Source organism: Vibrio sp. A1-1 (genome assembly GCF_021728175.1).
GTDB classification, from domain to species: domain Bacteria; phylum Pseudomonadota; class Gammaproteobacteria; order Enterobacterales; family Vibrionaceae; genus Vibrio; species Vibrio diabolicus.
In genome coordinates this window covers 741,715-764,201 of record NZ_JAKKCL010000001.1, presented here as the reverse complement: position 1 = coordinate 764,201, position 22,487 = coordinate 741,715, and the positions used below count along the sequence as shown (strand labels likewise).

The 22,487-nt window shown below is 45.2% G+C and carries 20 protein-coding genes; 10 read left to right on the top strand and 10 right to left on the bottom strand.

Going from position 1 to position 22,487, the window contains the following annotated elements; genetic code table 11:
• Positions 1-128: 128 nt before the first annotated feature.
• The gene (gene nadC / locus L3V30_RS03460; RefSeq protein WP_237308318.1) at positions 129-1,016 is read right to left on the bottom strand and encodes a carboxylating nicotinate-nucleotide diphosphorylase; all 888 of its coding nucleotides are present in this window, start codon (positions 1,014-1,016) and stop codon (positions 129-131) included.
• Positions 1,017-1,108: 92 nt separating this feature from the next.
• Between nadC and ampD the strand changes: the two genes are divergently transcribed.
• The 5 genes from ampD to lpdA all read left to right on the top strand — a co-directional run bounded on the left by ampD (position 1,109) and on the right by lpdA (position 9,152).
• On the top strand, positions 1,109-1,660 hold the full coding sequence (ampD, locus tag L3V30_RS03455) for a 1,6-anhydro-N-acetylmuramyl-L-alanine amidase AmpD (protein WP_237308317.1): 552 nt from the start codon (positions 1,109-1,111) through the stop codon (positions 1,658-1,660).
• A gap of 405 nt (positions 1,661-2,065) precedes the next feature.
• Entirely contained in the window at positions 2,066-2,833 is a 768-nt protein-coding gene (pdhR, locus tag L3V30_RS03450; protein ID WP_005396680.1) for a pyruvate dehydrogenase complex transcriptional repressor PdhR, read from the top strand.
• A 48-nt stretch (positions 2,834-2,881) separates the two neighbouring features.
• The gene (gene aceE, locus L3V30_RS03445) at positions 2,882-5,545 is read left to right on the top strand and encodes a pyruvate dehydrogenase (acetyl-transferring), homodimeric type (RefSeq protein WP_005396679.1); all 2,664 of its coding nucleotides are present in this window, start codon (positions 2,882-2,884) and stop codon (positions 5,543-5,545) included.
• A 19-nt stretch (positions 5,546-5,564) separates the two neighbouring features.
• Complete coding sequence (aceF, locus tag L3V30_RS03440) at positions 5,565-7,457, top strand: pyruvate dehydrogenase complex dihydrolipoyllysine-residue acetyltransferase (RefSeq protein ID WP_237308316.1); 1,893 nt, start codon at positions 5,565-5,567, stop codon at positions 7,455-7,457.
• Positions 7,458-7,724: 267 nt separating this feature from the next.
• A complete protein-coding gene (lpdA, locus tag L3V30_RS03435; RefSeq protein WP_005379993.1) occupies positions 7,725-9,152 on the top strand; it encodes a dihydrolipoyl dehydrogenase in 1,428 nt (475 codons plus the stop codon).
• Positions 9,153-9,299: 147 nt separating this feature from the next.
• On the opposite strand, the gene opaR is transcribed toward lpdA, so the two are convergent.
• Positions 9,300-9,914 (bottom strand): transcriptional regulator OpaR, encoded by a 615-nt coding sequence (gene opaR / locus L3V30_RS03430; protein WP_031780576.1) that lies wholly within the window; start codon positions 9,912-9,914, stop codon positions 9,300-9,302.
• 318 nt (positions 9,915-10,232) lie between these two features.
• Here opaR and hpt point away from each other — a divergent pair, with 318 nt between their 5' ends.
• Complete coding sequence (gene hpt, locus L3V30_RS03425) at positions 10,233-10,763, top strand: hypoxanthine phosphoribosyltransferase (protein ID WP_005379995.1); 531 nt, start codon at positions 10,233-10,235, stop codon at positions 10,761-10,763.
• A gap of 78 nt (positions 10,764-10,841) precedes the next feature.
• On the opposite strand, the gene can is transcribed toward hpt, so the two are convergent.
• A complete protein-coding gene (gene can, locus L3V30_RS03420) occupies positions 10,842-11,510 on the bottom strand; it encodes a carbonate dehydratase (protein WP_005379996.1) in 669 nt (222 codons plus the stop codon).
• Between the two features lie 277 nt (positions 11,511-11,787).
• On the opposite strand from can, the gene L3V30_RS03415 reads away from it, so the two are divergent.
• The 4 genes from L3V30_RS03415 to L3V30_RS03400 all read left to right on the top strand — a co-directional run bounded on the left by L3V30_RS03415 (position 11,788) and on the right by L3V30_RS03400 (position 16,456).
• Entirely contained in the window at positions 11,788-13,458 is a 1,671-nt protein-coding gene (locus L3V30_RS03415; RefSeq protein WP_114323662.1) for a SulP family inorganic anion transporter, read from the top strand.
• Between the two features lie 252 nt (positions 13,459-13,710).
• Positions 13,711-14,628 carry an ABC transporter ATP-binding protein gene (locus L3V30_RS03410; RefSeq protein ID WP_237308315.1) on the top strand — a complete coding sequence of 306 codons (918 nt, stop codon included), beginning with the start codon at positions 13,711-13,713 and terminating at the stop codon, positions 14,626-14,628.
• Complete coding sequence (locus tag L3V30_RS03405) at positions 14,629-15,399, top strand: ABC transporter permease (protein WP_005396714.1); 771 nt, start codon at positions 14,629-14,631, stop codon at positions 15,397-15,399.
• 127 nt (positions 15,400-15,526) lie between these two features.
• Positions 15,527-16,456 (top strand): Kdo(2)-lipid IV(A) acyltransferase, encoded by a 930-nt coding sequence (locus L3V30_RS03400; protein WP_237308314.1) that lies wholly within the window; start codon positions 15,527-15,529, stop codon positions 16,454-16,456.
• Positions 16,457-16,511: 55 nt separating this feature from the next.
• Here the strand turns inward: L3V30_RS03400 and panC are convergent, their stop codons facing one another.
• From panC to sfsA, 7 genes are all read right to left on the bottom strand, one after another.
• Complete coding sequence (gene panC, locus L3V30_RS03395; protein ID WP_053809210.1) at positions 16,512-17,417, bottom strand: pantoate--beta-alanine ligase; 906 nt, start codon at positions 17,415-17,417, stop codon at positions 16,512-16,514.
• A gap of 11 nt (positions 17,418-17,428) precedes the next feature.
• Complete coding sequence (gene panB / locus L3V30_RS03390) at positions 17,429-18,223, bottom strand: 3-methyl-2-oxobutanoate hydroxymethyltransferase (RefSeq protein ID WP_005396718.1); 795 nt, start codon at positions 18,221-18,223, stop codon at positions 17,429-17,431.
• A gap of 24 nt (positions 18,224-18,247) precedes the next feature.
• The gene (gene folK, locus L3V30_RS03385; protein WP_005396720.1) at positions 18,248-18,733 is read right to left on the bottom strand and encodes a 2-amino-4-hydroxy-6-hydroxymethyldihydropteridine diphosphokinase; all 486 of its coding nucleotides are present in this window, start codon (positions 18,731-18,733) and stop codon (positions 18,248-18,250) included.
• Positions 18,730-20,097 carry a polynucleotide adenylyltransferase PcnB gene (pcnB, locus tag L3V30_RS03380; protein WP_046875073.1) on the bottom strand — a complete coding sequence of 456 codons (1,368 nt, stop codon included), beginning with the start codon at positions 20,095-20,097 and terminating at the stop codon, positions 18,730-18,732. Before pcnB ends, folK begins: the two co-directional genes overlap by 4 nt.
• A gap of 101 nt (positions 20,098-20,198) precedes the next feature.
• Complete coding sequence (gene gluQRS, locus L3V30_RS03375) at positions 20,199-21,062, bottom strand: tRNA glutamyl-Q(34) synthetase GluQRS (protein ID WP_114323613.1); 864 nt, start codon at positions 21,060-21,062, stop codon at positions 20,199-20,201.
• Positions 21,063-21,158: 96 nt separating this feature from the next.
• On the bottom strand, positions 21,159-21,605 hold the full coding sequence (gene dksA, locus L3V30_RS03370) for an RNA polymerase-binding protein DksA (RefSeq protein WP_005386584.1): 447 nt from the start codon (positions 21,603-21,605) through the stop codon (positions 21,159-21,161).
• 136 nt (positions 21,606-21,741) lie between these two features.
• Positions 21,742-22,458 carry a DNA/RNA nuclease SfsA gene (gene sfsA, locus L3V30_RS03365; RefSeq protein WP_182032763.1) on the bottom strand — a complete coding sequence of 239 codons (717 nt, stop codon included), beginning with the start codon at positions 22,456-22,458 and terminating at the stop codon, positions 21,742-21,744.
• Positions 22,459-22,487 lie beyond the last annotated feature (29 nt).

Sequence of the window (22,487 nt, the reverse complement as noted above, 5' to 3'; positions counted from 1 at the left end):
ATGCAGAGTTTTGCGAGTAGTACTATTTTTTAAATGGATAAAAAGAAAGGGCCTATTGGCCCTTTTTAATGATGAATTACTCACAACTCACTGAGTTAGTTGAAGTAATTTAGATTGTGTTGCTTTTATTATTTGAAGCGCATCGAAAGATCCATCGCTTTTAGATGCTTAGTCAACGCGCCTACCGAAATGTAATCGACACCGGTTTCTGCGTATTCTGCGATGGTCTCTAGCGTAATGTTGCCAGAGTTCTCTAGAGCAGCACGACCTGCGTTAATCGCTACGGCTTCACGCATCATTTCTTTTGTGAAGTTATCGAGCATGATGATGTCGGCACCAGCGTCTATAGCTAGTTTCAACTCTTCTAAGCTTTCCGTTTCTACTTCTACTGGCTTGCCTGGGTTAAGCTCTTTCGCTTTTTGGATCGCTTGAGTAATACCGCCACAAGCAATGATGTGGTTTTCTTTAATAAGGTAAGCGTCGAACACACCGATGCGATGGTTAAAGCCACCACCGCACGTCACGGCGTATTTTAGTGCGCTACGCAGACCAGGAATGGTTTTGCGTGTGTCTAGTAGACGACACTCAGTATGCGCGATTTTTTCAGCGTACTCTGCGGTAACTGTTGCGCAGCCAGACAGCGTTTGGATGAAGTTCATTGCGTTACGCTCACCAGTTAACAAGTCACGAGCAGGGCCTGTCAGCGTACAAAGGGTTTGGTTAGGTTCGACTTTATCGCTGTCCTTTACGTGCCATTCAATGCTGACCTTACCACCGAGCTGTTTAAAAACTTCATCAGCCCATGCTTGACCACAGAACACACCATGCTCGCGAGTAATAATCGTTGCGGTATTAACTGCCTCGGCAGGGATCAAAGATGCAGTAATGTCGTTATCTACGTCGACACTGCCACCTAGATCTTCTTTTAAGGTATCAGCGACAGAGCGAGTGATCTCTAAAGGGAGTTGTTGTTTAAGGTATTCTAGGCGTTCTTGAATGTTGTGTGTGTTCTTCATCGCAAATCTTGTCTTGAAAGGGAGATGGCAACGGATGATACTCTCCGGTGTCAATAATTTCAGCAGTTAATTTGCAAAGAAGAGAGGTTGATATGCGCCCAATTATCGAGAATGGCTGGCTGACACAGGCAAAGCATGTTCCGTCACCATTTTTTGATGCCCGCTCTGATATAAACGACATCTCTCTGCTGGTGGTACACAACATCAGTTTGCCTCCTGGGCAGTTTGGTGGACCTTCTATAGAGGACTTCTTCACTGGCAAGCTAGACCCAAACGCACATCCATTTTTTGAAGTTATTCACAAAATGGGCGTTTCTGCACATTGCTTGATTAAGAGAAACGGCGAGGTTGTTCAATTTGTTTCTTTTCTCGATAGAGCATGGCATGCCGGTCAATCCAGTTTCGCGGGCAGGGAGCGTTGTAATGACTATTCCATTGGTATCGAGCTTGAAGGGACAGAATTTACTGCCTACACAGATGCGCAATATCAATCACTTGCAGAGATCACTGAGGTGATTATGCAGTCTTATCCCCACATCACCCTGCCACGAATTACCGGTCATCAATATATTGCGCCCTTGAGAAAAAGCGATCCTGGTCTAAGCTTTGATTGGGTGAAATATAGACAGCTTATACAGCGTTGATTTGTAGCGAAAGTGTAAATTCAAAAAAGCGAAATAAATAAGGCATACGATCAGGTATGCCTTTTTTTGATACCAGAAATATTAATGATTGTTAAAAGTTAACTACATTTTTACGCTCGTATACGCCGTTTTGGTGAAGAAATAGACTGATAATTTTGTCATTTTCTGTATTTCTTTTCCAAAATTGCTAGCACGTCGACTTCCCATTTGTATGCTTTATGTAATTGGTCATACCAATTCTATTGCTGTTTTAACAGTCGATTGTTATCAGAGTGTTGGAAGTAAGCTCGTTCTATGATTTAGGTCAATTTTCGGCTGGACAGTGGCGTTTTAATTATGTTAATTTCTGCACCAACTTAAAATTGGTATTACCAATTACCTGCAAGAGTAGAAGAACAATAAATTATGGCTTATCAAAGGATTCGTCAGCCAAAACTCTCTGATGTTATAGAACAAGAGTTAGAAAGGTTGATAGTGGAAGGAACATTGTCTCCGGGGCAACAACTGCCTCCAGAGCGTGAACTGGCAAGACAGTTCGATGTGTCTCGTCCTTCAGTCCGAGAAGCCATTCAACGCTTAGAAGCGAAGCGTTTGTTAACTCGTCGCCAAGGTGGCGGAACATTCGTAAGTGAGAATATCTGGAAGAGCTTTTCAGATCCCTTGTTGAATTTGTTGTCTAGTCATTCTGAAACCCAGCTTGATGTGCTTGAGTCTCGTCATGCAATGGAAGGAATTTCAGCTTACTTTGCAGCTTTACGTGGTACCGAAGAAGATTTTGCGCGTATTCAAGGTTGCCTTGAACGCATTAGCCAAGAGCAAGCAAACAACGATATCGAAGCTGAATCTGCGGAAGTGATGCAATTTTTGATCGCTTTGACCGAAGCCGCGCACAACGTGGTTTTGTTGCACATTGTTCGAAGCTTAGCACCTTTGCTTGAGCAAAATATTCTACAAAATTTTAAATTACTACGTCGCCGCCCAGAAGCGGTCGAGAAAGTCAGTAAACACCGAGCCAATATCGTGGATGCGATTGTTTCTGGTCAGCCTGAAAAGGCGCGAGAAATGTCCCACTCGCACTTGGCTTACATCGAAGAAACATTGTTGGATTTGACTCGAGAAGAGTCTCGACGAGAGCGTTCTCTACGTCGAATTCAGCAGGGTAACGACTCGTAAGAGCGTTACTTAAATAAGTAGATCCAACCAACAGAAGGATAGATCGCCATGTCTGATATGAAGCATGACGTAGATGCACTGGAAACTCAAGAATGGCTACAAGCGCTTGAGTCAGTTGTACGTGAAGAAGGTCTAGAGCGTGCTCAGTTCCTATTAGAGCAAGTTCTAGATAAAGCACGTCTAGACGGTGTTGATATGCCAACAGGTATCACAACTAACTACATCAACACGATTCCTGCAGACCAAGAACCAGCATACCCAGGTGACACAACACTTGAGCGTCGTATTCGCTCAATTATTCGTTGGAACGCTATCATGATCGTTCTACGTGCATCTAAGAAAGACCTAGAGCTAGGCGGCCACATGGCGTCTTTCCAGTCTTCTGCTGCGTTCTACGAGACATGTTTCAACCACTTCTTCCGTGCACCAAACGAGAAGGATGGTGGCGACCTAGTTTACTACCAAGGTCACATTTCACCAGGTATCTACTCACGTGCATTCGTTGAAGGTCGTCTAACTGAAGAGCAGCTAGACAACTTCCGTCAAGAAGTAGACGGCAAAGGTATTCCTTCATACCCGCACCCTAAACTGATGCCTGAATTCTGGCAGTTCCCGACAGTATCGATGGGCCTAGGTCCAATCGCTTCTATCTACCAAGCTCGTTTCCTTAAGTACCTAGAAGGCCGTGGTCTTAAAGATACTTCAGAGCAGCGCGTTTACGCGTTCCTAGGTGACGGTGAGATGGATGAGCCAGAATCACGTGGTGCTATCTCTTTCGCTGCGCGTGAGAAACTAGACAACCTATGTTTCCTAATCAACTGTAACCTACAGCGTCTAGATGGCCCTGTAATGGGTAACGGTAAGATCATTCAAGAACTTGAAGGTCTGTTCAAAGGTGCTGGTTGGAACGTAGTGAAGGTAATCTGGGGTAACAACTGGGATTCACTACTAGCTAAAGATACTTCTGGTAAGCTTCTACAGCTTATGAACGAAACGATCGATGGCGACTACCAAACATTCAAATCTAAAGATGGCGCGTACGTACGTGAGCACTTCTTTGGTAAATATCCAGAGACAGCGGCACTTGTTGCTGACATGACTGATGACGAAATCTTCGCACTTAAGCGTGGTGGTCACGAGTCTTCTAAGCTATACGCGGCATACAAAAACGCGGCAGAAACTAAAGGTCGTCCAACAGTAATCCTAGCTAAGACTGTTAAAGGTTACGGCATGGGTGAAGCGGCTGAAGGTAAGAACATCGCGCACCAAGTTAAGAAGATGGACATGACTCACGTACTACACCTACGTGATCGTCTAGGTCTTCAAGACATCCTAACTGACGAAGCAGTGAAAGAGCTTCCGTACCTGAAACTTGAAGAAGGTTCAAAAGAGTACGAATACCTACACGCTCGTCGTAAAGCGCTACACGGCTACACACCACAGCGTCTACCAAAATTCACTCAAGAATTCATCGTTCCTGAGCTAGAAGAATTCAAGCCACTACTAGAAGAACAGAAGCGTGATATCTCTTCTACTATGGCATTCGTACGTGCACTAAACGTTCTACTTAAGAACAAGAACATTGGTAAGAACATCGTTCCTATCATTGCTGACGAAGCGCGTACATTCGGTATGGAAGGTCTGTTCCGTCAAATCGGTATCTACAACCCGCACGGCCAAACTTACACACCAGAAGACCGTGGCGTTGTTTCTTACTACAAAGAAGCGACTTCAGGTCAGGTTCTACAAGAAGGTATCAACGAGCTAGGTGCTATGTCTTCATGGGTTGCTGCTGCGACTTCATACTCGACAAACGACCTACCAATGATCCCGTTCTACATCTACTACTCAATGTTCGGCTTCCAACGTGTTGGCGACATGGCGTGGATGGCTGGTGACCAACAAGCACGTGGTTTCCTACTAGGTGCAACTGCGGGTCGTACAACGTTGAACGGTGAAGGTCTACAGCACGAAGACGGCCACTCGCACATTTTGGCGGGTACGGTTCCTAACTGTATTTCTTACGACCCAACATTCGCGTACGAAGTAGCAGTAATCATGCAAGACGGTATCCGTCGCATGTACGGTCCAGAACAAGAAAACGTGTTCTACTACCTAACGCTAATGAACGAAAACTACGCAATGCCAGCAATGCCAGAAGGCGCTGAAGAAGGCATCCGTAAAGGTATCTACAAGCTAGAAACTTACACTGGCGACAAAGCGAAAGTTCAGCTAATGAGCTCTGGTACTATCATGAATGAAGTACGTAAAGCAGCTCAAATCCTAAGCGAAGATTACGGTGTTGCTTCTGATGTTTACTCTGTAACGTCATTCAACGAACTAACTCGCGATGGTCAAGATGCAGAGCGTTTCAACATGCTTCACCCAGAAGCGGAAGCGAAAGTACCTTACATCCAAACAGTAATGGGTACGGAACCTGCTATCGCAGCAACTGACTACATGAAGAACTACGCAGAGCAGGTTCGTGCATACATTCCTGCTGAGTCTTTCAAAGTTCTTGGTACTGATGGCTTCGGTCGTTCAGACAGCCGTGAAAACCTACGTCGTCACTTCGAAGTGAACGCAGGTTACGTAGTAGTAGCAGCGCTAACTGAACTAGCGAAACGTGGCGAAGTTGAGAAATCTGTAGTTGCAGAAGCAATTAAGAAATTCGACATCGACACAGAGAAAACAAACCCGCTATACGCTTAATTAAGAAGGTAGATAAGAAATGGCAATCGAAATTAATGTACCAGACATCGGTGCGGATGAGGTTGAAGTTACTGAGATTCTTGTAAGCGTTGGCGACAAGGTTGAAGAAGAGCAGTCTCTGATCACAGTTGAAGGCGATAAAGCTTCTATGGAAGTTCCTGCTTCTCAAGCGGGTATCGTTAAAGAAATCAAAGTTGCAGAAGGCGACAAGGTTTCTACTGGTTCTCTAATCATGATTTTCGAAGCCGAGGGTGCAGCTGACGCTGCACCTGCTCCTGCGGCAGAAGCAGCTCCAGCAGCAGCTCCAGCTCCAGCAGCAGCGGCAGAACTAAAAGAAGTTCACGTACCAGACATCGGTGGTGATGAAGTAGAAGTTACTGAAATCATGGTTGCCGTTGGCGACAGCATCGAAGAAGAGCAATCTCTTCTAACTGTTGAAGGCGACAAAGCTTCTATGGAAGTTCCAGCGCCATTCGCAGGTACTCTAAAAGAGATCAAAGTTGCAGCGGGCGATAAAGTATCGACTGGCTCACTTATCATGGTGTTCGAAACAGCAGGTTCAGGCGCTCCAGCAGCACCAGCGGCAACTGAAGCTCCTGCGGCAGCAGCTCCAGCAGCGTCTGCGGCAAAAGAAGTGAACGTTCCAGATATCGGCGGCGACGAAGTTGAAGTTACTGAGATCATGGTTGCCGTTGGCGACACAGTGGAAGAAGAGCAATCTCTAATCACTGTTGAAGGTGACAAAGCTTCTATGGAAGTTCCTGCACCATTTGCTGGTACAGTGAAAGAAATCAAGATTGCAGCTGGCGACAAAGTGTCTACTGGCTCACTAATCATGGTATTCGAAGTGGCGGGCGCAGCTCCAGCTCCTGCAGCGGCTCCAGCTCAAGCAGCAGCACCTGCGGCTCCGGCTCCTAAAGCAGAAGCTCCAGCGGCAGCAGCTCCAGCAGCGACTGGCGATTTCAAAGAGAACGACGAGTACGCTCACGCGTCTCCAGTTGTTCGTCGTCTAGCGCGTGAATTTGGCGTTAACCTTTCTAAGGTTAAAGGTTCTGGTCGTAAGAGCCGTATCCTAAAAGAAGACGTTCAAGCTTACGTGAAAGATGCACTTAAGCGTCTTGAGTCTGGCGCAGGTGCAGCAGCATCTGGCAAAGGCGACGGCGCGGCTCTTGGTCTACTACCATGGCCAAAAGTGGACTTCAGCAAGTTTGGTGAGACAGAAGTTCAACCGCTATCTCGTATTAAGAAGATCTCTGGTGCAAACCTACACCGTAACTGGGTAATGATCCCGCACGTTACACAGTGGGATAACGCAGACATCACGGCTCTTGAAGCATTCCGTAAAGAGCAAAACGCGATTGAAGCGAAGAAAGACACTGGCATGAAGATCACACCACTTGTGTTCATCATGAAAGCGGTAGCTAAAGCGCTTGAAGCGTTCCCAGCGTTCAACTCTTCTCTATCAGAAGACGGTGAGAGCCTAATTCTGAAGAAATACGTGAATGTTGGTATCGCGGTAGATACACCAAACGGTCTAGTTGTTCCGGTATTTAAAGATGTGAACAAGAAAGGCATCTACGAGCTATCTGAAGAGCTAATGGCTGTTTCTAAGAAAGCACGTGCTGGTAAGCTAACTGCGGCAGACATGCAAGGTGGCTGTTTCACTATCTCTAGCCTAGGCGGTATCGGCGGTACGGCGTTTACTCCAATCGTAAACGCGCCAGAAGTTGGTATCCTAGGTGTGTCTAAGTCAGAAATGAAACCGGTATGGAACGGTAAAGAGTTCGAACCGCGTCTACAACTTCCACTATCTCTATCATACGACCACCGTGTGATCGATGGTGCTGAAGGTGCGCGCTTCATCACTTACCTAAACTCATGTCTATCTGACATTCGTCGTCTAGTTCTGTAATAGAAATTAGATGAATGAGAGGCGGCAACTTAGCCGCCTCTGCTAATCATAATTACCGACAATTTGGTTATCAGCCTTGCTTCGTTCAGGGTTTTCACAATCGAATTGTTGTCTAGCTCACAGGCTAAATTGATTTACTTTTCACACCATTAACATCTCTGTAAACTGTTAGCGGTCTGAAAATAACTGTTTAAAACAAATCTCTCTTAAACATAAAAAATCGATACCCACTCAGCCTGTTAGGGATAATGACTACAAGAGGTCAAAATGAGCAAAGAAATTAAAGCCCAAGTTGTTGTACTTGGTTCTGGTCCTGCTGGTTACTCCGCTGCATTCCGTTGTGCGGACTTAGGTCTTGAAACTGTACTAGTTGAACGTTACAGCACGCTTGGCGGTGTATGTCTGAACGTGGGTTGTATCCCATCTAAAGCACTGCTTCACGTTTCTAAAGTAATTGAGGAAGCGAAAGCGATGGCTGACCACGGCGTTGTGTTCGGTGAGCCTCAAACAGACATCAGCAAAATCCGCATCTGGAAAGAAAAAGTTGTTAACCAACTAACTGGCGGCCTAAGCGGCATGGCTAAGATGCGTAACGTTACAGTAGTTAACGGTTACGGTAAGTTCACTGGCCCTAACTCTATCCTTGTAGAAGGCGAAGGTGAGCCAACTGTGGTTAACTTTGACAATGCAATCGTTGCGGCTGGTTCTCGTCCAATCAAACTGCCATTTATCCCGCATGAAGACCCACGTATTTGGGACTCTACTGACGCTCTTGAACTAAAAGAAGTGCCAGAAAAACTGCTTATCATGGGTGGTGGTATCATCGGTCTAGAAATGGGTACGGTTTACCACTCTCTAGGTTCTAAAGTTGAAGTTGTTGAAATGTTTGACCAGGTAATTCCTGCAGCAGACAAAGATATCGTGAAAGTATTTACTAAGCGTATCAAAGACAAGTTCAAGCTAATGCTAGAAACGAAAGTAACAGCAGTTGAAGCAAAAGAAGACGGTATCTACGTTTCAATGGAAGGCAAGAAAGCGCCAGCTGAAGCTGAGCGTTACGATGCGGTTCTAGTTGCTATCGGTCGTGTACCAAATGGTAAGCTAATCGACGGTGAAAAAGCGGGTCTAGAAATTGACGAGCGTGGCTTCATCAACGTTGATAAGCAAATGCGTACTAACGTTCCTCACATCTTCGCGATCGGTGATATCGTTGGTCAACCAATGCTTGCTCACAAAGGTGTGCATGAAGGTCACGTAGCTGCTGAAGTTATCTCTGGTAAGAAGCACTACTTTGACCCTAAAGTTATTCCTTCAATCGCGTACACTGAGCCAGAAGTAGCTTGGGTTGGTAAGACTGAAAAAGAAGCGAAAGAAGAAGGCATCAAGTACGAAGTGGCAACATTCCCATGGGCAGCATCAGGTCGTGCAATCGCATCTGACTGTGCAGACGGCATGACTAAGCTAATCTTCGACAAAGAAACTCACCGCGTAATCGGTGGTGCTATCGTTGGTACTAACGGTGGTGAACTACTAGGCGAAATCGGCCTTGCAATTGAGATGGGCTGTGATGCAGAAGATATCGCTCTGACTATCCACGCTCACCCAACTCTACACGAGTCTGTAGGTCTAGCTGCTGAAGTATTTGAAGGTTCTATCACTGACCTGCCAAACAAAAAAGCAGTTAAGAAGAAGTAAGCTTTTTCCTGACTTAATGATAGAAACCGCTGCATTGCAGCGGTTTTTTTATGCTTGTTAGGTAGGAATATAAACGTGTGCTCGGCTGACAGCAGACAATAAAAAGCCCACCAAACGGGTGGGCTGACATATATTGCGAGTTAAGCTTTAGTGTTCACGGTTGTAAATGCAAAGCATGTCTAAGTATGAACTAACAAGGTGCTTAAGTTCCGCTTCACTTTTTGCACGGTTCGCTTGGACAAACAGTGAGTAACAAATACCGTGGAACAAGTTTGCCAAGTGTTCTGAATCGTGCTGATCACACACTTCGCCACGTTCAATCGCTTTAATGAACATGTTTTGTACCAGCAACTGGTTAGTACGGTTAGTTGAAACAAACAATGGCCATACTTCGTCACGTGTTGAAGCACTCCACTCGAACCAAACTTTTAGCCAGTGACAATCTTGGCTGACAAGCTCGATCATCGCATTAGTAATATTGGCGATGTTTTCACGCGCGTGTAGGTCTAAGTCAATGTTATCCGATAGGAAGTTCGAGAACTGACGTACGACGTGGTTGAGTACTTCATCCACTAAGTCTTCACGAGTCGGGAAGTAGTTAAAAACGGTCGCCACAGAAACTTGAGCAATTTCTGCGATATCTGCATGACCACCACGACCGATGCCGCGGCGCGCAAACACTTCCAATGCGATTTCCATTAACTGTTGCTTACGCTTAATCGGGGAAAGCCTAGTTCTTGGTCTCTTTGCAATTGAGTCCATATCCATTTTCCTTGCCATTTGAGTTGATATTGGGGGTAACCCCCTAATTGATTATTTTAATAGTTGCTTAAAGCAGTGATGAGTGTAATGGTGCATATCAACAAGGTCAACATCTGTAGAACAATTTATATACAGTAATGTCATTATTATTGATAAATTTAGCTATGAACTTTATAAAACTAAGACCTTCTTCCAAGATTTTTTGGCAACAGGATGTGACTTTCAACCCAATGAACGTGGTGATACACTACACGCCGTAAGATTAGGTGATCGTTTGCGTGCGACTTACCTCAACCCACAAATTAGATTGAGCACAGTATGAAACATACAATAGAAGTCATGATTTCTGAGCAAGAAGTTCAGGAACGAGTTCGTGAATTAGGCAAACAAATTACAGAGCGTTATCAAGGTAGTGAAGATCTTGTGTTGGTAGGCTTATTGCGTGGCTCATTTGTATTTATGGCAGACTTGGCACGTGCTATCGAACTGACTCACCAAGTTGATTTTATGACAGCGTCAAGCTACGGCAACACAATGGAAAGTTCACGTGACGTTCGTATCTTGAAAGATTTGGATGATGACATCAAAGGCAAAGACATTTTGCTTGTTGAAGACATCATTGATACAGGTAACACACTAAATAAAATCCGTGAGATCTTATCGCTGCGTGAGCCGAAGTCTATCGCGATTTGTACGCTCTTAGATAAACCATCTCGTCGTGAAGTGAATGTTCCTGTGGATTGGATTGGTTTTGAAATCCCAGATGAGTTTGTCGTTGGTGTGGGTATTGATTACGCGCAGAAATACCGCCACTTACCATACATCGGTAAAGTTGTACCTCAAGAATAATCATTGAGAGCAGCATTAAAAATATAAAAAAACGCCCATCTCAGATGGGCGTTTTTTGTTCAACATCTTAGATGTAGCTTAGCGACAAAGCAGCTTGTTATCTGTATTTAGAATCGTCGAAAGGGCTTTCTGATAAGACGCTTCTACGGTTTCCTTAGAGTTAGAACGAATGCCTAAGTACTCTAAACGACCATCTTCAATGCCGTATACCACGCCATGAATTTCAACATCTTGCCCACGCTCCCAAGCGTTTTGCAGGATGGTTGAGTTACCCAAGTTGTACACTTGCTCTGCGACATTAAGCTCGCCTAGTTTATCCGCTCGATCTTGCTGCGGCATTTGATCTAGGTAAGTGCGGTGTTTGAAATAGATATCTCTGATATGTAACAGCCAATTATTAATAAGACCTAGCTTAGGGTTATCAATGGCTGCGTTCACGCCACCACAGCCATAGTGTCCACAGACAATGATGTGTTTAACCTTAAGAACGTCTACGGCGTATTGAACGACGGACAGACAGTTGAGATCAGTATGGATGACTTGGTTTGCAACATTCCGATGAACGAATAGTTCACCCGAGTATAGTCCGGTTAGTCGCTCGGCAGGGACACGGCTATCAGAACAGCCAATCCAAAGAAAATCAGGCTTTTGACCCTCTGCGAGTTTTGCGAAGTATTCAGGTCGATCAGATTTGATCTCTTGAGACCATTTCGAATTGTTTTCAAATAACTGTTTAATTTCCGGCATCTTGCAAACTACTTCCCTTAAAAGACAAAAGCGCTGCCGCTTATATGAACATGCAAGCGATCAGTGTTGTAACTATACACAATGTTACAATTTCGATCCCGTTAAATATTCGTCAGACAGGACTCATCTGACTAGTTTTCATCAATAAAAACGTAAAATTAGGCCTAATTATTTGTGGTGTGAATTTAGCCTTAATCTATTTATGGTTTAAATTTTCGCCTGGCTCGTTAAAGTAATGACATTTTACTTTTTAAAATTGAATGCAGGGAAATCAGCAGTGTTCGGTAGTCGTTTTGAAGATATTAATTTCAAAGGGGATGTATTTGGCGGGGTAACCACGGCGATTATCTCTCTTCCTTTGGCGTTAGCGTTCGGTGTTGCATCCGGTGCAGGGGCAGAAGCAGGCCTCTGGGGCGCAATAATGGTCGGTTTGTTTGCTTCGTTGTTTGGTGGTTCTAATACGTTAATATCAGAACCAACAGGGCCAATGACGGTAATCATGACCGCTGTGTTAACCAGTATGATGGCGAAGTATCCAGAAACGGGCATGGCCATGACCTTCACGGTTGTTATGATGGCTGGCGCGTTCCAAATCCTATTAGGGACGTTAAAACTGGGTAAATACGTTACCTTGATGCCATATAGCGTGATTTCGGGCTTTATGTCAGGGATTGGCGTGATTCTTATCATTTTGCAGCTATCACCTTTGATGGGGCATGCTGCTCCTTCCGGAGGAGTGCTCGGAACATTATCTGCTTTGCCGGAGACCATTTCTAACCTCAAGTTCAGTGAACTGTTTTTAGGTCTACTGACTTTGGGGATTCTCTTTTTCTTCCCTAAGCAATATCGAAAATATGTACCAGCGCAACTCGTGGCGTTGGTTGCGGTGACTTTATTGTCTGTGATGTTCTTCGATACGGAAGACATTCGTCGTATCGGTGAAATCCCGGCAGGATTGCCTTCTCTCGTTGCACCTCATATTGATCCAGATATGTTTGTTGAGATGGTTATTGATGCATTGGTGCTCGGCACCTTAGGTTGTATCGATACTTTGTTGACGGCGGTTATCGGTGACTCCTTGACTCGTAAAGAGCACGACTCAGACAAAGAACTGCGAGGCCAAGGTCTTGCCAACATGATCTCAGGCTTGTTCGGTGCACTACCTGGCGCGGGCGCAACGATGGGCACGGTGACTAACATTCAAGTTGGGGCTCGTTCGCCATTGTCCGGTGTGATTCGTGCACTTATGCTTGCATTGGTCGTATTGGTTGCTGGTGGATTAACGGAGCCGATCCCAATGGCTGTGTTGGCTGGCATTGCAGTATATGTCGGCTTTAACATTTTGGATTGGAGTTTTATTCAACGAGCACACAAGGTTAGCTTTTCCGGAATGGCGGTAATGTATGGCGTTATGTTGCTCACAGTGTTTGTTGATCTTATCGTTGCCGTGGGCTTGGGCGTCTTTATTTCCAACATTATTATCATTGAGCGTCTGAGCCGAGAACAGGCGAGGCAAGTGAAAGCGATCAGTGACGCGGATGAAGACGATGTGCCGCTAACTGACAGCGAGCGTGGCTTGCTTGATCGCGCCAATGGCAAAGTACTGTTCTTTTATCTTTCGGGCCCAATGATCTTCAGTGTTTCTAAGGCAATTTCACGCCAGCACTCCAGTATTTCGGATTATGATGTGATGATTCTCGATCTTACCGATGTACCTATGATTGATGTTACTGTCGGTTTAGCGTTAGAAAACGCGATTAAAGATGCGCTCGATGCTAATTGTGCCGTGTATTTGTTGTGTCCAAATGAGCGCACGCGAGAACAGCTAGAAAAGTTCCACGTTATTGATCTTGTCCCGAATGACAATATGTACCAATTCCGTTATGAAGCATTGAATGCGGCGGTAGCACATGTCGAGGCGGACCAGTATCAGCGTATAACGGCGTAATCACTCTGATCGTTAAAAACGCAACAGCGCTCTGTTGCGTTTTTTATTCCCTAACTTTTCCTTACTTGCAGATAACCTTTACGTTGATGGGGACTATATTTCCAATACTATCGAAAGGTTTAATTGTAATCATCGTTATTCAACGATAAACTGATGGACCTCCAGTACAATACCCAAGGCGATTTCGTAGTAAACCGCTGATAAACATCGAGTCGGTATTAGTAATCACAAACAAACGGCAATCACGACCTTATGTACGCATTAGAAATTGAACAGCTGCGCAAGACGTATGCAGGTGGCTTTGAGGCATTAAAAGGTATTAGTCTCCAAGTGAAAAAGGGTGACTTCTACGCGCTTCTGGGTCCCAATGGTGCAGGAAAATCGACCACGATCGGCATCATCTCTTCCTTAGTGAACAAAACTTCTGGGACGACGAAAGTTTTCGGTTATGACATTGATACCGACCTTGAGTTGGCCAAACAGAATTTAGGCTTGGTGCCACAAGAGTTCAACTTCAATCAGTTTGAAACTGTTGAACAAATCGTGATGCAGCAAGCGGGCTATTACGGTGTGTCTAAAGTATTAGCCAAAGAACAAGCTGAAAAGTACCTGAAAAAACTCGATTTATGGGAAAAACGTAAAGAGCGTGCCCGTAATTTATCTGGCGGGATGAAGCGCCGTTTGATGATCGCCCGAGCTTTGATGCACGAGCCGCAGTTGCTCATTTTGGATGAACCAACGGCTGGGGTGGACATTGAACTACGCCGCTCAATGTGGGAATTTCTGAAAGAGATCAACCAAGAGCAAGGGATTACGATTATTTTGACGACGCACTACCTAGAAGAAGCGGAGATGCTGTGTCGAAATATCGGCATTATCAACCGGGGTGAGTTGATTGAAAACACCACCATGAAGGCGTTGCTAGGTAAGTTAAGCGTCGAGACATTTATCCTAGACATTGAATCTGAAGGCGAGGTGCCTGAGCTTGAAGGCGTCAATCGACAAAGTATTGTTGATGGCTCTTTAGAGATAGAGCTAGATAAAAGCCAAGGATTGAATTCAGTGTTCAGTCAGTTAACAGAGCATGGTATTAAAGTTCTTTCAATGCGTAACAAAGCCAACCGACTGGAAGAGTTGTTTGTCAGCATTGTAAGAGAAGGGAGTAAGTAAATGTACGGTTTATATTGGACGGCATTTCGTAGCTTGCTGAGCAAAGAGATCACCCGTTTTACGCGTATTTGGGTGCAAACTTTAGTTCCGCCTGCAATCACAATGACACTGTATTTCATCATTTTCGGTAATCTTATTGGCTCTCGAATCGGTGAGATGAGCGGCTTTAGCTACATGGAGTACATAGTTCCAGGTTTGATCATGATGTCGGTGATCACCAATTCATACTCGAATGTGGCGTCTTCGTTCTTTAGTGCAAAACTACAGAAGAACATTGAAGAGCTGCTGGTGGCACCAGTGCCAAATTACGTGATCATTGCTGGATACGTAATGGGCGGTGTGACTCGAGGTTTGTTAGTAGGCGCTATTGTTACCTGTGTGTCTCTATTGTTTGTGGATCTGCAAGTTGAACACTGGGGCATTATTGTTGCGACCGTCTTCATGACATCCGTTGTATTTGCTCTAGGCGGGTTGATCAATGCGGTCTATGCAAAAACGTTTGATGATATTTCGATCATTCCTACATTTGTGTTGACCCCGTTAACCTACTTGGGTGGTGTTTTTTATTCCATCAGCTTACTGCCTGAATTCTGGCAAGGTGTCTCTAAGATTAACCCAATCGTCTACATGGTGAATGCGTTCCGTTATGGTTTTTTAGGCGTATCGGATGTGGGTATTGTCACCTCATTCAGTGTGCTTGCGGTGTTTGTGATAGCGCTGTATGCCGTGGCTCATTACTTAGTAACGAAAGGTATTGGGCTAAGAAGCTAAGACTCTCCCACACAACAAAGAGCAGCGAATCATGCTGCTCTTTGGCATGCATAACAATACACTCCCATACAATCTTTCGGTTTTTATCATGTTAGGTTTCAATCATTTGTAATAAATGAGTGATCCTATGAATATTGTCCCGCCGCCGCCTTTCTCCTATCAGTTACTTAAGCCCAAGTATTGGCCTGTTTGGCTAGCATTTGGCTCTCTAGCGGTCATTGTAAATCTACTCCCTTACGTGGTGTTGAAAGTTTTAGGTAGAGGCATCGGTTATATTGCGATGCATGTAATGAAGCGCCGACACAAGATCGCTCTGCGTAATCTCCAGCTGTGTTTCCCTGATTTTACGGATTGGCAATGTAAGGACGTAGTACGAAAAAACTTTCAATATACGGGAATGGCGATCATCGAAACGGGCATAGCGTGGTTTTGGCCAGACTGGCGGATTCGTCGGATAACCTCTACTGTTGGAAAAGATCGTTTACTCGCTGAGGAAAAGAATGGCCGTGGTGTGTTGGTGGTGTGCAGTCACCATTTAAACTTGGAGATAACCGCTCGTATTTTTAGCCAGTTTGCCAAAGGTTATGGCGTTTATCGCCCAAATTCGAATCCTGCTTATGAGTTTATTCAACATCGAGGTCGAACTCGTTTTGGGCATCAAATGATTGATCGAAAAGACGTTAAATCAATGCTCAAAGTTCTGAAAAATGGTCATCGACTTTGGTATTTGCCCGACCATGATTATGGCGTCAGCCATTCTGTTTTTGCACCATTCTTTGCTGTTGAACAAGCCGCGAGTACCGTGGGCTCAAGTGTGCTTATAGACGCAACAAAGTGCGCGGTCATATCTGGCGTCACAGTGAGCAAGAATCACCATTACACGTTGTATATTGGAAAAGATATCAGTGAGCGTTTCGAGAGGCGTAATGCGATTAAAGCGGCAAGTATCTTGAATCAAGAACTCGAGAAAATGATAAAACGTGATATTCCAGCGTGGATGTGGCTGCACAAGCGGTTTAAAACACGTCCTGAAGGATTAGATTGCGTCTATATGTAGAACATAAAAAAGGTCGACTAAGAGTCGACCTTTTTACGTCTTGATGGCTCAGAGCTTACTCTGCGCTCTCTGAGTTTGTATTACTAGACTCTACTTCTTCCTTCGCTTCGACAACCATATCTACCGTTTGGTTATCGATAAGACGAGCTTTGCCTAAGAACGCAGACATCAGAATGACGGCTTGTGTCGTTTCTGGCGTGATCACTTGTAAAGTACGAGCATCACGAATGAAGATCTCATCAGGATGCAAACCAGCAGCTCGAAGTTGGTCGCTCGCATCTTCGATGATCGATGCGTAGTCATCACGGCCGCCACGAATGGCACTACTGATCCAACGCATTGTACGAGCAAGCACTGGCGCACGCTGGCGCTCATCCAGCGTGAGTAAGCCATTGCGAGAGCTCATAGCTAACCCGTCCATTTCACGTACGGTTGGTACACCAATGATTTCAATGTCCATCGCAAGATCGACAACCATCTTGCGGATAACCGCAAGTTGTTGAAAATCTTTCTCACCAAAACAGGCCACATCTGGCTGAACGATGTTAAATAGCTTGTTTACGATGGTTGTGACGCCACGGAAATGACCTGGGCGTGAAGCCCCTTCAAGAATTGTCGATAGACCCGGAACATCAACAAACGTTTGTTTATCAAGCCCTTCAGGATAGATAACTTCTGGTGTTGGCGTAAATACCACATCGACCCCTTCAGAGGTCAACTTGCTTAAGTCTTCCTCTAGCGTACGTGGGTAATTATTTAAATCGTCTGCACGATCAAACTGCATCGGGTTAACAAAGATGCTTACGACAACGATATCAGCGTATTCGCGTGCTTTACGCACTAAAGTTAAGTGACCTTCGTGAAGGTTGCCCATGGTTGGGACAAACGCAATTTTACGACCTTCACGTTTAAAGGTTTTAAGGTGTTCACGAACTGCTGAGATTTCCGCAAAAGTTTGCATGCATTTATCCTCTAGGCAATGGTATGAGCGTCGTCTGGGAATACACCGTTGGCTACATCTTCAATATATTTAGCAACGGCTTTGCGCATATCACCTGTTTCAGCAAGAAAGTTTTTGGAGAATTTCGGCATGTAGTTGGCAGAGATACCGAACATATCATGCATCACGAGAATTTGACCATCTGTCACGTTACCAGCTCCAATACCGATAACAGGCACGTCGAGCACTTGCGTAATACGCTCAGCAAGCTCAGCAGGCACGCACTCTAGTAAGACGATTTGAGCGCCTGCTTCTTGCAGTGCTAACGCATCTTTCACCATGCGGTCCGCTTTTTCTTGATCGCGACCTTGGACTTTGTAACCACCAAAAATATTCACGGCTTGAGGAGTTAAACCAAGGTGAGCACAAACTGGAACCGAGCGTTCAGTGAGCATTTTTACAGTGTCGACTAGCCAGTCACCACCTTCAATTTTCACCATATTGGCACCCGCACGCATCAGTGTAGCCGCATTTTCGCAAGCTTGCTCTGGCGTGGTGTAGCTCATGAATGGCATGTCAGCCATCAACAAACAATTTGGGCTACCTGCGCGTACGCAACGAGTATGGTAAGCGATATCATCGACCGTTACTGGCAGAGTATCGTTGTGACCTTGCAAAACCATACCTAGAGAATCACCAACAAGAAGTACTGGCATTTCTTGGCTTTCAAACAGTTGGGCAAAGCTCGCATCATAAGCGGTTGAAGTAGCAAATTTACGACCTTCTTGCTTCCACTTGATTAGGTCGTTGATGGTCATTTTTTTCATGGTTTTATCCTTACTAGGAGTTGGCTATGACTGCCAGATACTGAGGCCGTTTCTATCTACTTGTTCCAGTAGTTTAGATACCTCGGTCCCATCGGGGAGTTGTAAACTTGGTGCAATTTCCGCAAGAGGGTAGAGTACGAATTCACGCTCTTTCATTCCATAATGAGGAACGATCAGCCTCTCGGAATTAATCACCTCATTGCCATAAAGAACAATGTCGAGGTCCAAGGTTCTTGGTCCCCAACGTTCGTCTTTACGGACACGCCCTTGTTCTTGCTCAATGGCTTGTGTGCAATCGAGCAACTCAAGAGGCGTCAAACTGGTGTTAATCGACACAACCGCATTGATGTAATCCGGTTGGTTTTGTGGTCCCATTGGCGTGCTGCTGTATAGCGAAGAAGCCTGAACAAATTCTGATTTAGGCAGCGTTTTTAACGCTTCAATCGCTTGTTTCGCTTGGCTGACAGGATCAGCCAAGTTACTGCCTACCGCAATGTACGCTGTGATCATGACTTAGGCTTACTCTTTTTCTTGCGATAGGTTTTACGGCGGCGCTGACCACTCTTCGGTGATTGACCGTCTAGGTCGGCAGCCATTGCTTGACGCATTTCTCGGCCTGCATTTTGAAAAGTTTCCCACCACTTGGCAAGCTTCTGAGTATCACCACCTTCAATTTCACCGCGCATTTCAAGAAAATCAAAGCCAGCTCTAAATTTATTGAGCTCCATCAGGCGGAATGCACGTTTACCGTTGCGTCGTGGAAGACGAAGCTGCAGCTGCCAAATCTCGCGAATGGTTGCGGTATGGCGTCTTGGAATGGCAATTGTACGAACTTGTTCATCAAGAATGATGTTACTCGCTTCCATAATGGCGTCGTAATGGCCTAGGTTGCGCTCTTCCATCAGCTCATCGGCTTTCGCACACAGTGGGTACCACAGCATTGCAGCAAACATAAATGCTGGATTGATGCGTTTCCCATCTTCGATGCGCATGTCAGTAGAATCCAACACGAGATCCAACATCTGCTCAGTGTGAGAGGAGTAATCTTCTGTAAAGTGCGCTGCAATCGTCGGGAATAGTTGCTGGAATAGGTTGTACTCACGCAGTAGGTGGTAGGTTTCTAAGCCATGACCGGATTGCAATAACTTGAGTGACTCTTCAAAAAGACGCGCTGACGGAATGTCACCGAGCAACGGTGCCATGTGTTCGATTGGCGCCGCGGTGTCTTCTTCAATATCAAAGTCCAGTTTTACCGCGAAGCGAACTGCACGCAACATACGTACTGGATCTTCACGGTAGCGTGTTTCTGGATCGCCAATCAGTCGAATGAGGCGATCTTCTAAATCCTCAATACCACGTGCGTAGTCGTGAATCGAGTAATCCGCGATGTTGTAGTACATCGAGTTAATCGTGAAATCACGGCGCTCAGCATCTTCATCGATGGTGCCGTAGACATTGTCACGCAGCAGCATTCCTTCTTTCGATTGCTGAGAGATGCTCTTATTCTTTTGCTCTTGGTGGTGACCGCGGAATGTCGCTACTTCAATGATATCTCGGCCAAACATAATGTGAGCCAAGCGGAAGCGGCGACCAATCAAACGGCAGTTACGAAATAGCTGTTTGATCTGTTCCGGCGTTGCGTTGGTCGCAATGTCAAAATCTTTTGGTTTCTGTCCAAGCAGTAAGTCTCGAACCCCGCCACCCACAAGAAAAGCATCGAAACCAGCACCATTTAGGCGGTACAGTACCTTCAGTGCATTATCACTGATCTGCTTACGCGAAATGTTGTGCTCTTCACGAGTTATTACATTGAGAGCGAGCTCTGGAATAGTGGCAGGTTCGCTTGGTGTATAGTCGTTTGTATTCATGTGCATCTGGCAATAACTGGGTTTAGTCCAATCTTGCTTTGGTTAGTTTTTGCGCCTCTAGGGCCTAATTTGCGGCTAATGATAGCCTACACAATGCCATTTGAGAATCACGCTGTGATCTCGATCTCTGTTGGAAGCTGTTCCAAGCGCCAGTTTTCGCAGCCCCAACGAAGAATCTCTTCTATGTTGGCCGCTTTTATGGCTTCAGGTATCTCGAAGCCCAAAAATGTCATGGCGCGTAATAGAGTAGGCTTTGGTGTCTCTATATCAATAGCCGTCGCGTGATTTTGTTTCGACAGTTTATTGCCGTTGTTGTCCATCGCCAATGGTAAATGCAAGTAGCTGACTTCAGGCTGCCCAAGTATCTGGTACAGACTGATTTGACGCCCTGTTGGCTCGATTAAGTCTGCACCACGCACGACTTCGGTGACGCCTTGGTCGATGTCGTCCAATACTACCGCAAGATTATAAGCAAATAATCCATCTCGACGTTTAATAATGAAATCTTCATTAACGAGTTGCTCTGGAATTTTAATTGTTCCACGCTTCTGATCGAAGAAATGAGCGACAGGCTTGGTCATTTTTAGGCGAATCGCGCCGTCTTTCAAGTTTTTATCGCGGCAAGTGCCAGGATAAAACCCGCCATGCTCTTTAATTTGCTTTCGAGTACATTGGCAATAATAGGCCTCACCATTTTCGAGCCATGTGTTTATTTGGGCTTGGTAAAGGTCATGACGTTCACTCTGGTATACCACCTCTCCATCCCAATGCAGCTGATAGGCTTTGAGCGCATCTAGGATAAGTTGCGCCGCACCTGGCATTTCTCTTGGTGGGTCCAAGTCCTCAATACGTACTAACCAGGTTCCGTTGTGTGCTTTCGCTTGAAAATAGCTGCCAAGAGCGGCAATCAGTGAACCAAAATGTAAAGGACCAGAAGGAGATGGGGCGAATCGACCTACATAGCGTGTCATGCGTGTATCTCGAATTTAGTAAACAAATGGGATGCAAAGGTAGTCAAAACAAAAAGGGAGCCTGAGCTCCCTTCAATAATCATAATGCTTGGTTGATTAACCTTGCATTTGCTTCTCTTTGATTTCTGCAAGTGTTTTACAGTCAATACATAGGTCAGCGGTTGGACGTGCTTCAAGACGGCGAACGCCAATCTCTACGCCACAAGACTCACAGAAGCCAAAATCGTCTTCTTTGATTTTATCCAAAGTCTTTTCAATCTTCTTGATCAAACGGCGTTCGCGGTCGCGGTTACGCAGTTCTAGGCTGAACTCTTCCTCTTGAGAGGCGCGGTCAACTGGATCTGGGAAGTTTGCTGCTTCGTCCTGCATGTGGTGAACGGTACGATCCACTTCAGCTCTCAGCTGGTCGCGCCAAGCTGTTAAGATTTTCGTAAAGTGTTCAACCTGCTCTGGTGACATGTACTCTTCACCAGGTTTTTCCTGATATGGCTCCACGCCGGCAATGGCTAGGATGCCTATCGTTTTCTTCTTTGATTCTGGCATACAGCATCTCCTACTTACACCTAGTCAACTGCTACGCAGTCAATTTAAGGCGGGTATCTATAGCAAAAAGAGGCGGTGCAAGCAAATACTGAATCGCAAAGTTATCGTCAATGTGAAGACGACATCATTTTTTCTCTTAATTGATAAAATCAATAGCGGAAATCAGCTTCATTCCAGTATCGCTCAGTTCAGCTTTGTAGCAGAGAACTTCCACTCCAGCGTCTTGTGCTTGTTTGAGTAATAGTGAATATTTCGCGTCTATATGGTGCGCCGCGGATACTTTTTCAATACCTGAATGTAAAACAGTGAATAAAAGTATGGCTCTACTTCCATTTTGTGCCATTTCTGTGAGCTCTCTCAGGTGCTTTTGTCCCCGAGTCGTGACCGCATCTGGGAAGTATCCTTGTCCAGTAGAGTCGGTCTCATCAAGAAGAGTGACGCTTTTCACTTCTATATAGCACTTTGGCTTGTTGTCTGCGCTGAGCAAGATATCAATTCGGCTATTTTCATTACCGTATTTCACCTCAGTTTGAAGTGTGTCATAACCACAAAGCTCTGAAATGACATTATTTTCAATAGCCTCAACGGCCAGTTGGTTGGCGCGCGCGGTATTGATACAAATACGGTGGCCTTGTTCTGTTTCACTCAACTCCCAACTATTGGGATATTTTCGTTTCGGGTTGTCGGAAGTGGAATACCAAACTTTGTTTCCCGGTGTCGCACAACCTGTCATAGCGCCAGTGTTTGCGCAGTGGATAGTACGAATTTCACCGGTATCGAGTTCGATATCGGCAAGAAAGCGTTTATAGCGTTTGAGTAGAGTGGCGGACTCTAAAGCGGGTGTGAAATGCATTTGCTTATTTAGACAAAAATTTTTTTATG

Excerpts from the sequence above, each read along its gene's own strand:
- ampD (WP_237308317.1), top strand. The coding sequence starts at position 1,109 with ATGCGCCCAATTATCGAGAATGGCTGGCTGACACAGGCAAAGCATGTT.
- L3V30_RS03405 (WP_005396714.1), top strand. The coding sequence starts at position 14,629 with ATGTACGGTTTATATTGGACGGCATTTCGTAGCTTGCTGAGCAAAGAG.
- pdhR (WP_005396680.1), top strand. The coding sequence starts at position 2,066 with ATGGCTTATCAAAGGATTCGTCAGCCAAAACTCTCTGATGTTATAGAA.
- can (WP_005379996.1), bottom strand. The coding sequence starts at position 11,510 with ATGCCGGAAATTAAACAGTTATTTGAAAACAATTCGAAATGGTCTCAA.
- aceE (WP_005396679.1), top strand. The coding sequence starts at position 2,882 with ATGTCTGATATGAAGCATGACGTAGATGCACTGGAAACTCAAGAATGG.
- pcnB (WP_046875073.1), bottom strand. The coding sequence starts at position 20,097 with ATGCACATGAATACAAACGACTATACACCAAGCGAACCTGCCACTATT.
- L3V30_RS03410 (WP_237308315.1), top strand. The coding sequence starts at position 13,711 with ATGTACGCATTAGAAATTGAACAGCTGCGCAAGACGTATGCAGGTGGC.
- lpdA (WP_005379993.1), top strand. The coding sequence starts at position 7,725 with ATGAGCAAAGAAATTAAAGCCCAAGTTGTTGTACTTGGTTCTGGTCCT.
- nadC (WP_237308318.1), bottom strand. The coding sequence starts at position 1,016 with ATGAAGAACACACACAACATTCAAGAACGCCTAGAATACCTTAAACAA.
- L3V30_RS03400 (WP_237308314.1), top strand. The coding sequence starts at position 15,527 with ATGAATATTGTCCCGCCGCCGCCTTTCTCCTATCAGTTACTTAAGCCC.
- gluQRS (WP_114323613.1), bottom strand. The coding sequence starts at position 21,062 with ATGACACGCTATGTAGGTCGATTCGCCCCATCTCCTTCTGGTCCTTTA.
- opaR (WP_031780576.1), bottom strand. The coding sequence starts at position 9,914 with ATGGACTCAATTGCAAAGAGACCAAGAACTAGGCTTTCCCCGATTAAG.
- dksA (WP_005386584.1), bottom strand. The coding sequence starts at position 21,605 with ATGCCAGAATCAAAGAAGAAAACGATAGGCATCCTAGCCATTGCCGGC.
- folK (WP_005396720.1), bottom strand. The coding sequence starts at position 18,733 with ATGATCACAGCGTACATTGCGGTAGGCAGTAACTTGGCTGATCCTGTC.
- sfsA (WP_182032763.1), bottom strand. The coding sequence starts at position 22,458 with ATGCATTTCACACCCGCTTTAGAGTCCGCCACTCTACTCAAACGCTAT.
- panB (WP_005396718.1), bottom strand. The coding sequence starts at position 18,223 with ATGAAAAAAATGACCATCAACGACCTAATCAAGTGGAAGCAAGAAGGT.
- aceF (WP_237308316.1), top strand. The coding sequence starts at position 5,565 with ATGGCAATCGAAATTAATGTACCAGACATCGGTGCGGATGAGGTTGAA.
- panC (WP_053809210.1), bottom strand. The coding sequence starts at position 17,417 with ATGCAAACTTTTGCGGAAATCTCAGCAGTTCGTGAACACCTTAAAACC.
- hpt (WP_005379995.1), top strand. The coding sequence starts at position 10,233 with ATGAAACATACAATAGAAGTCATGATTTCTGAGCAAGAAGTTCAGGAA.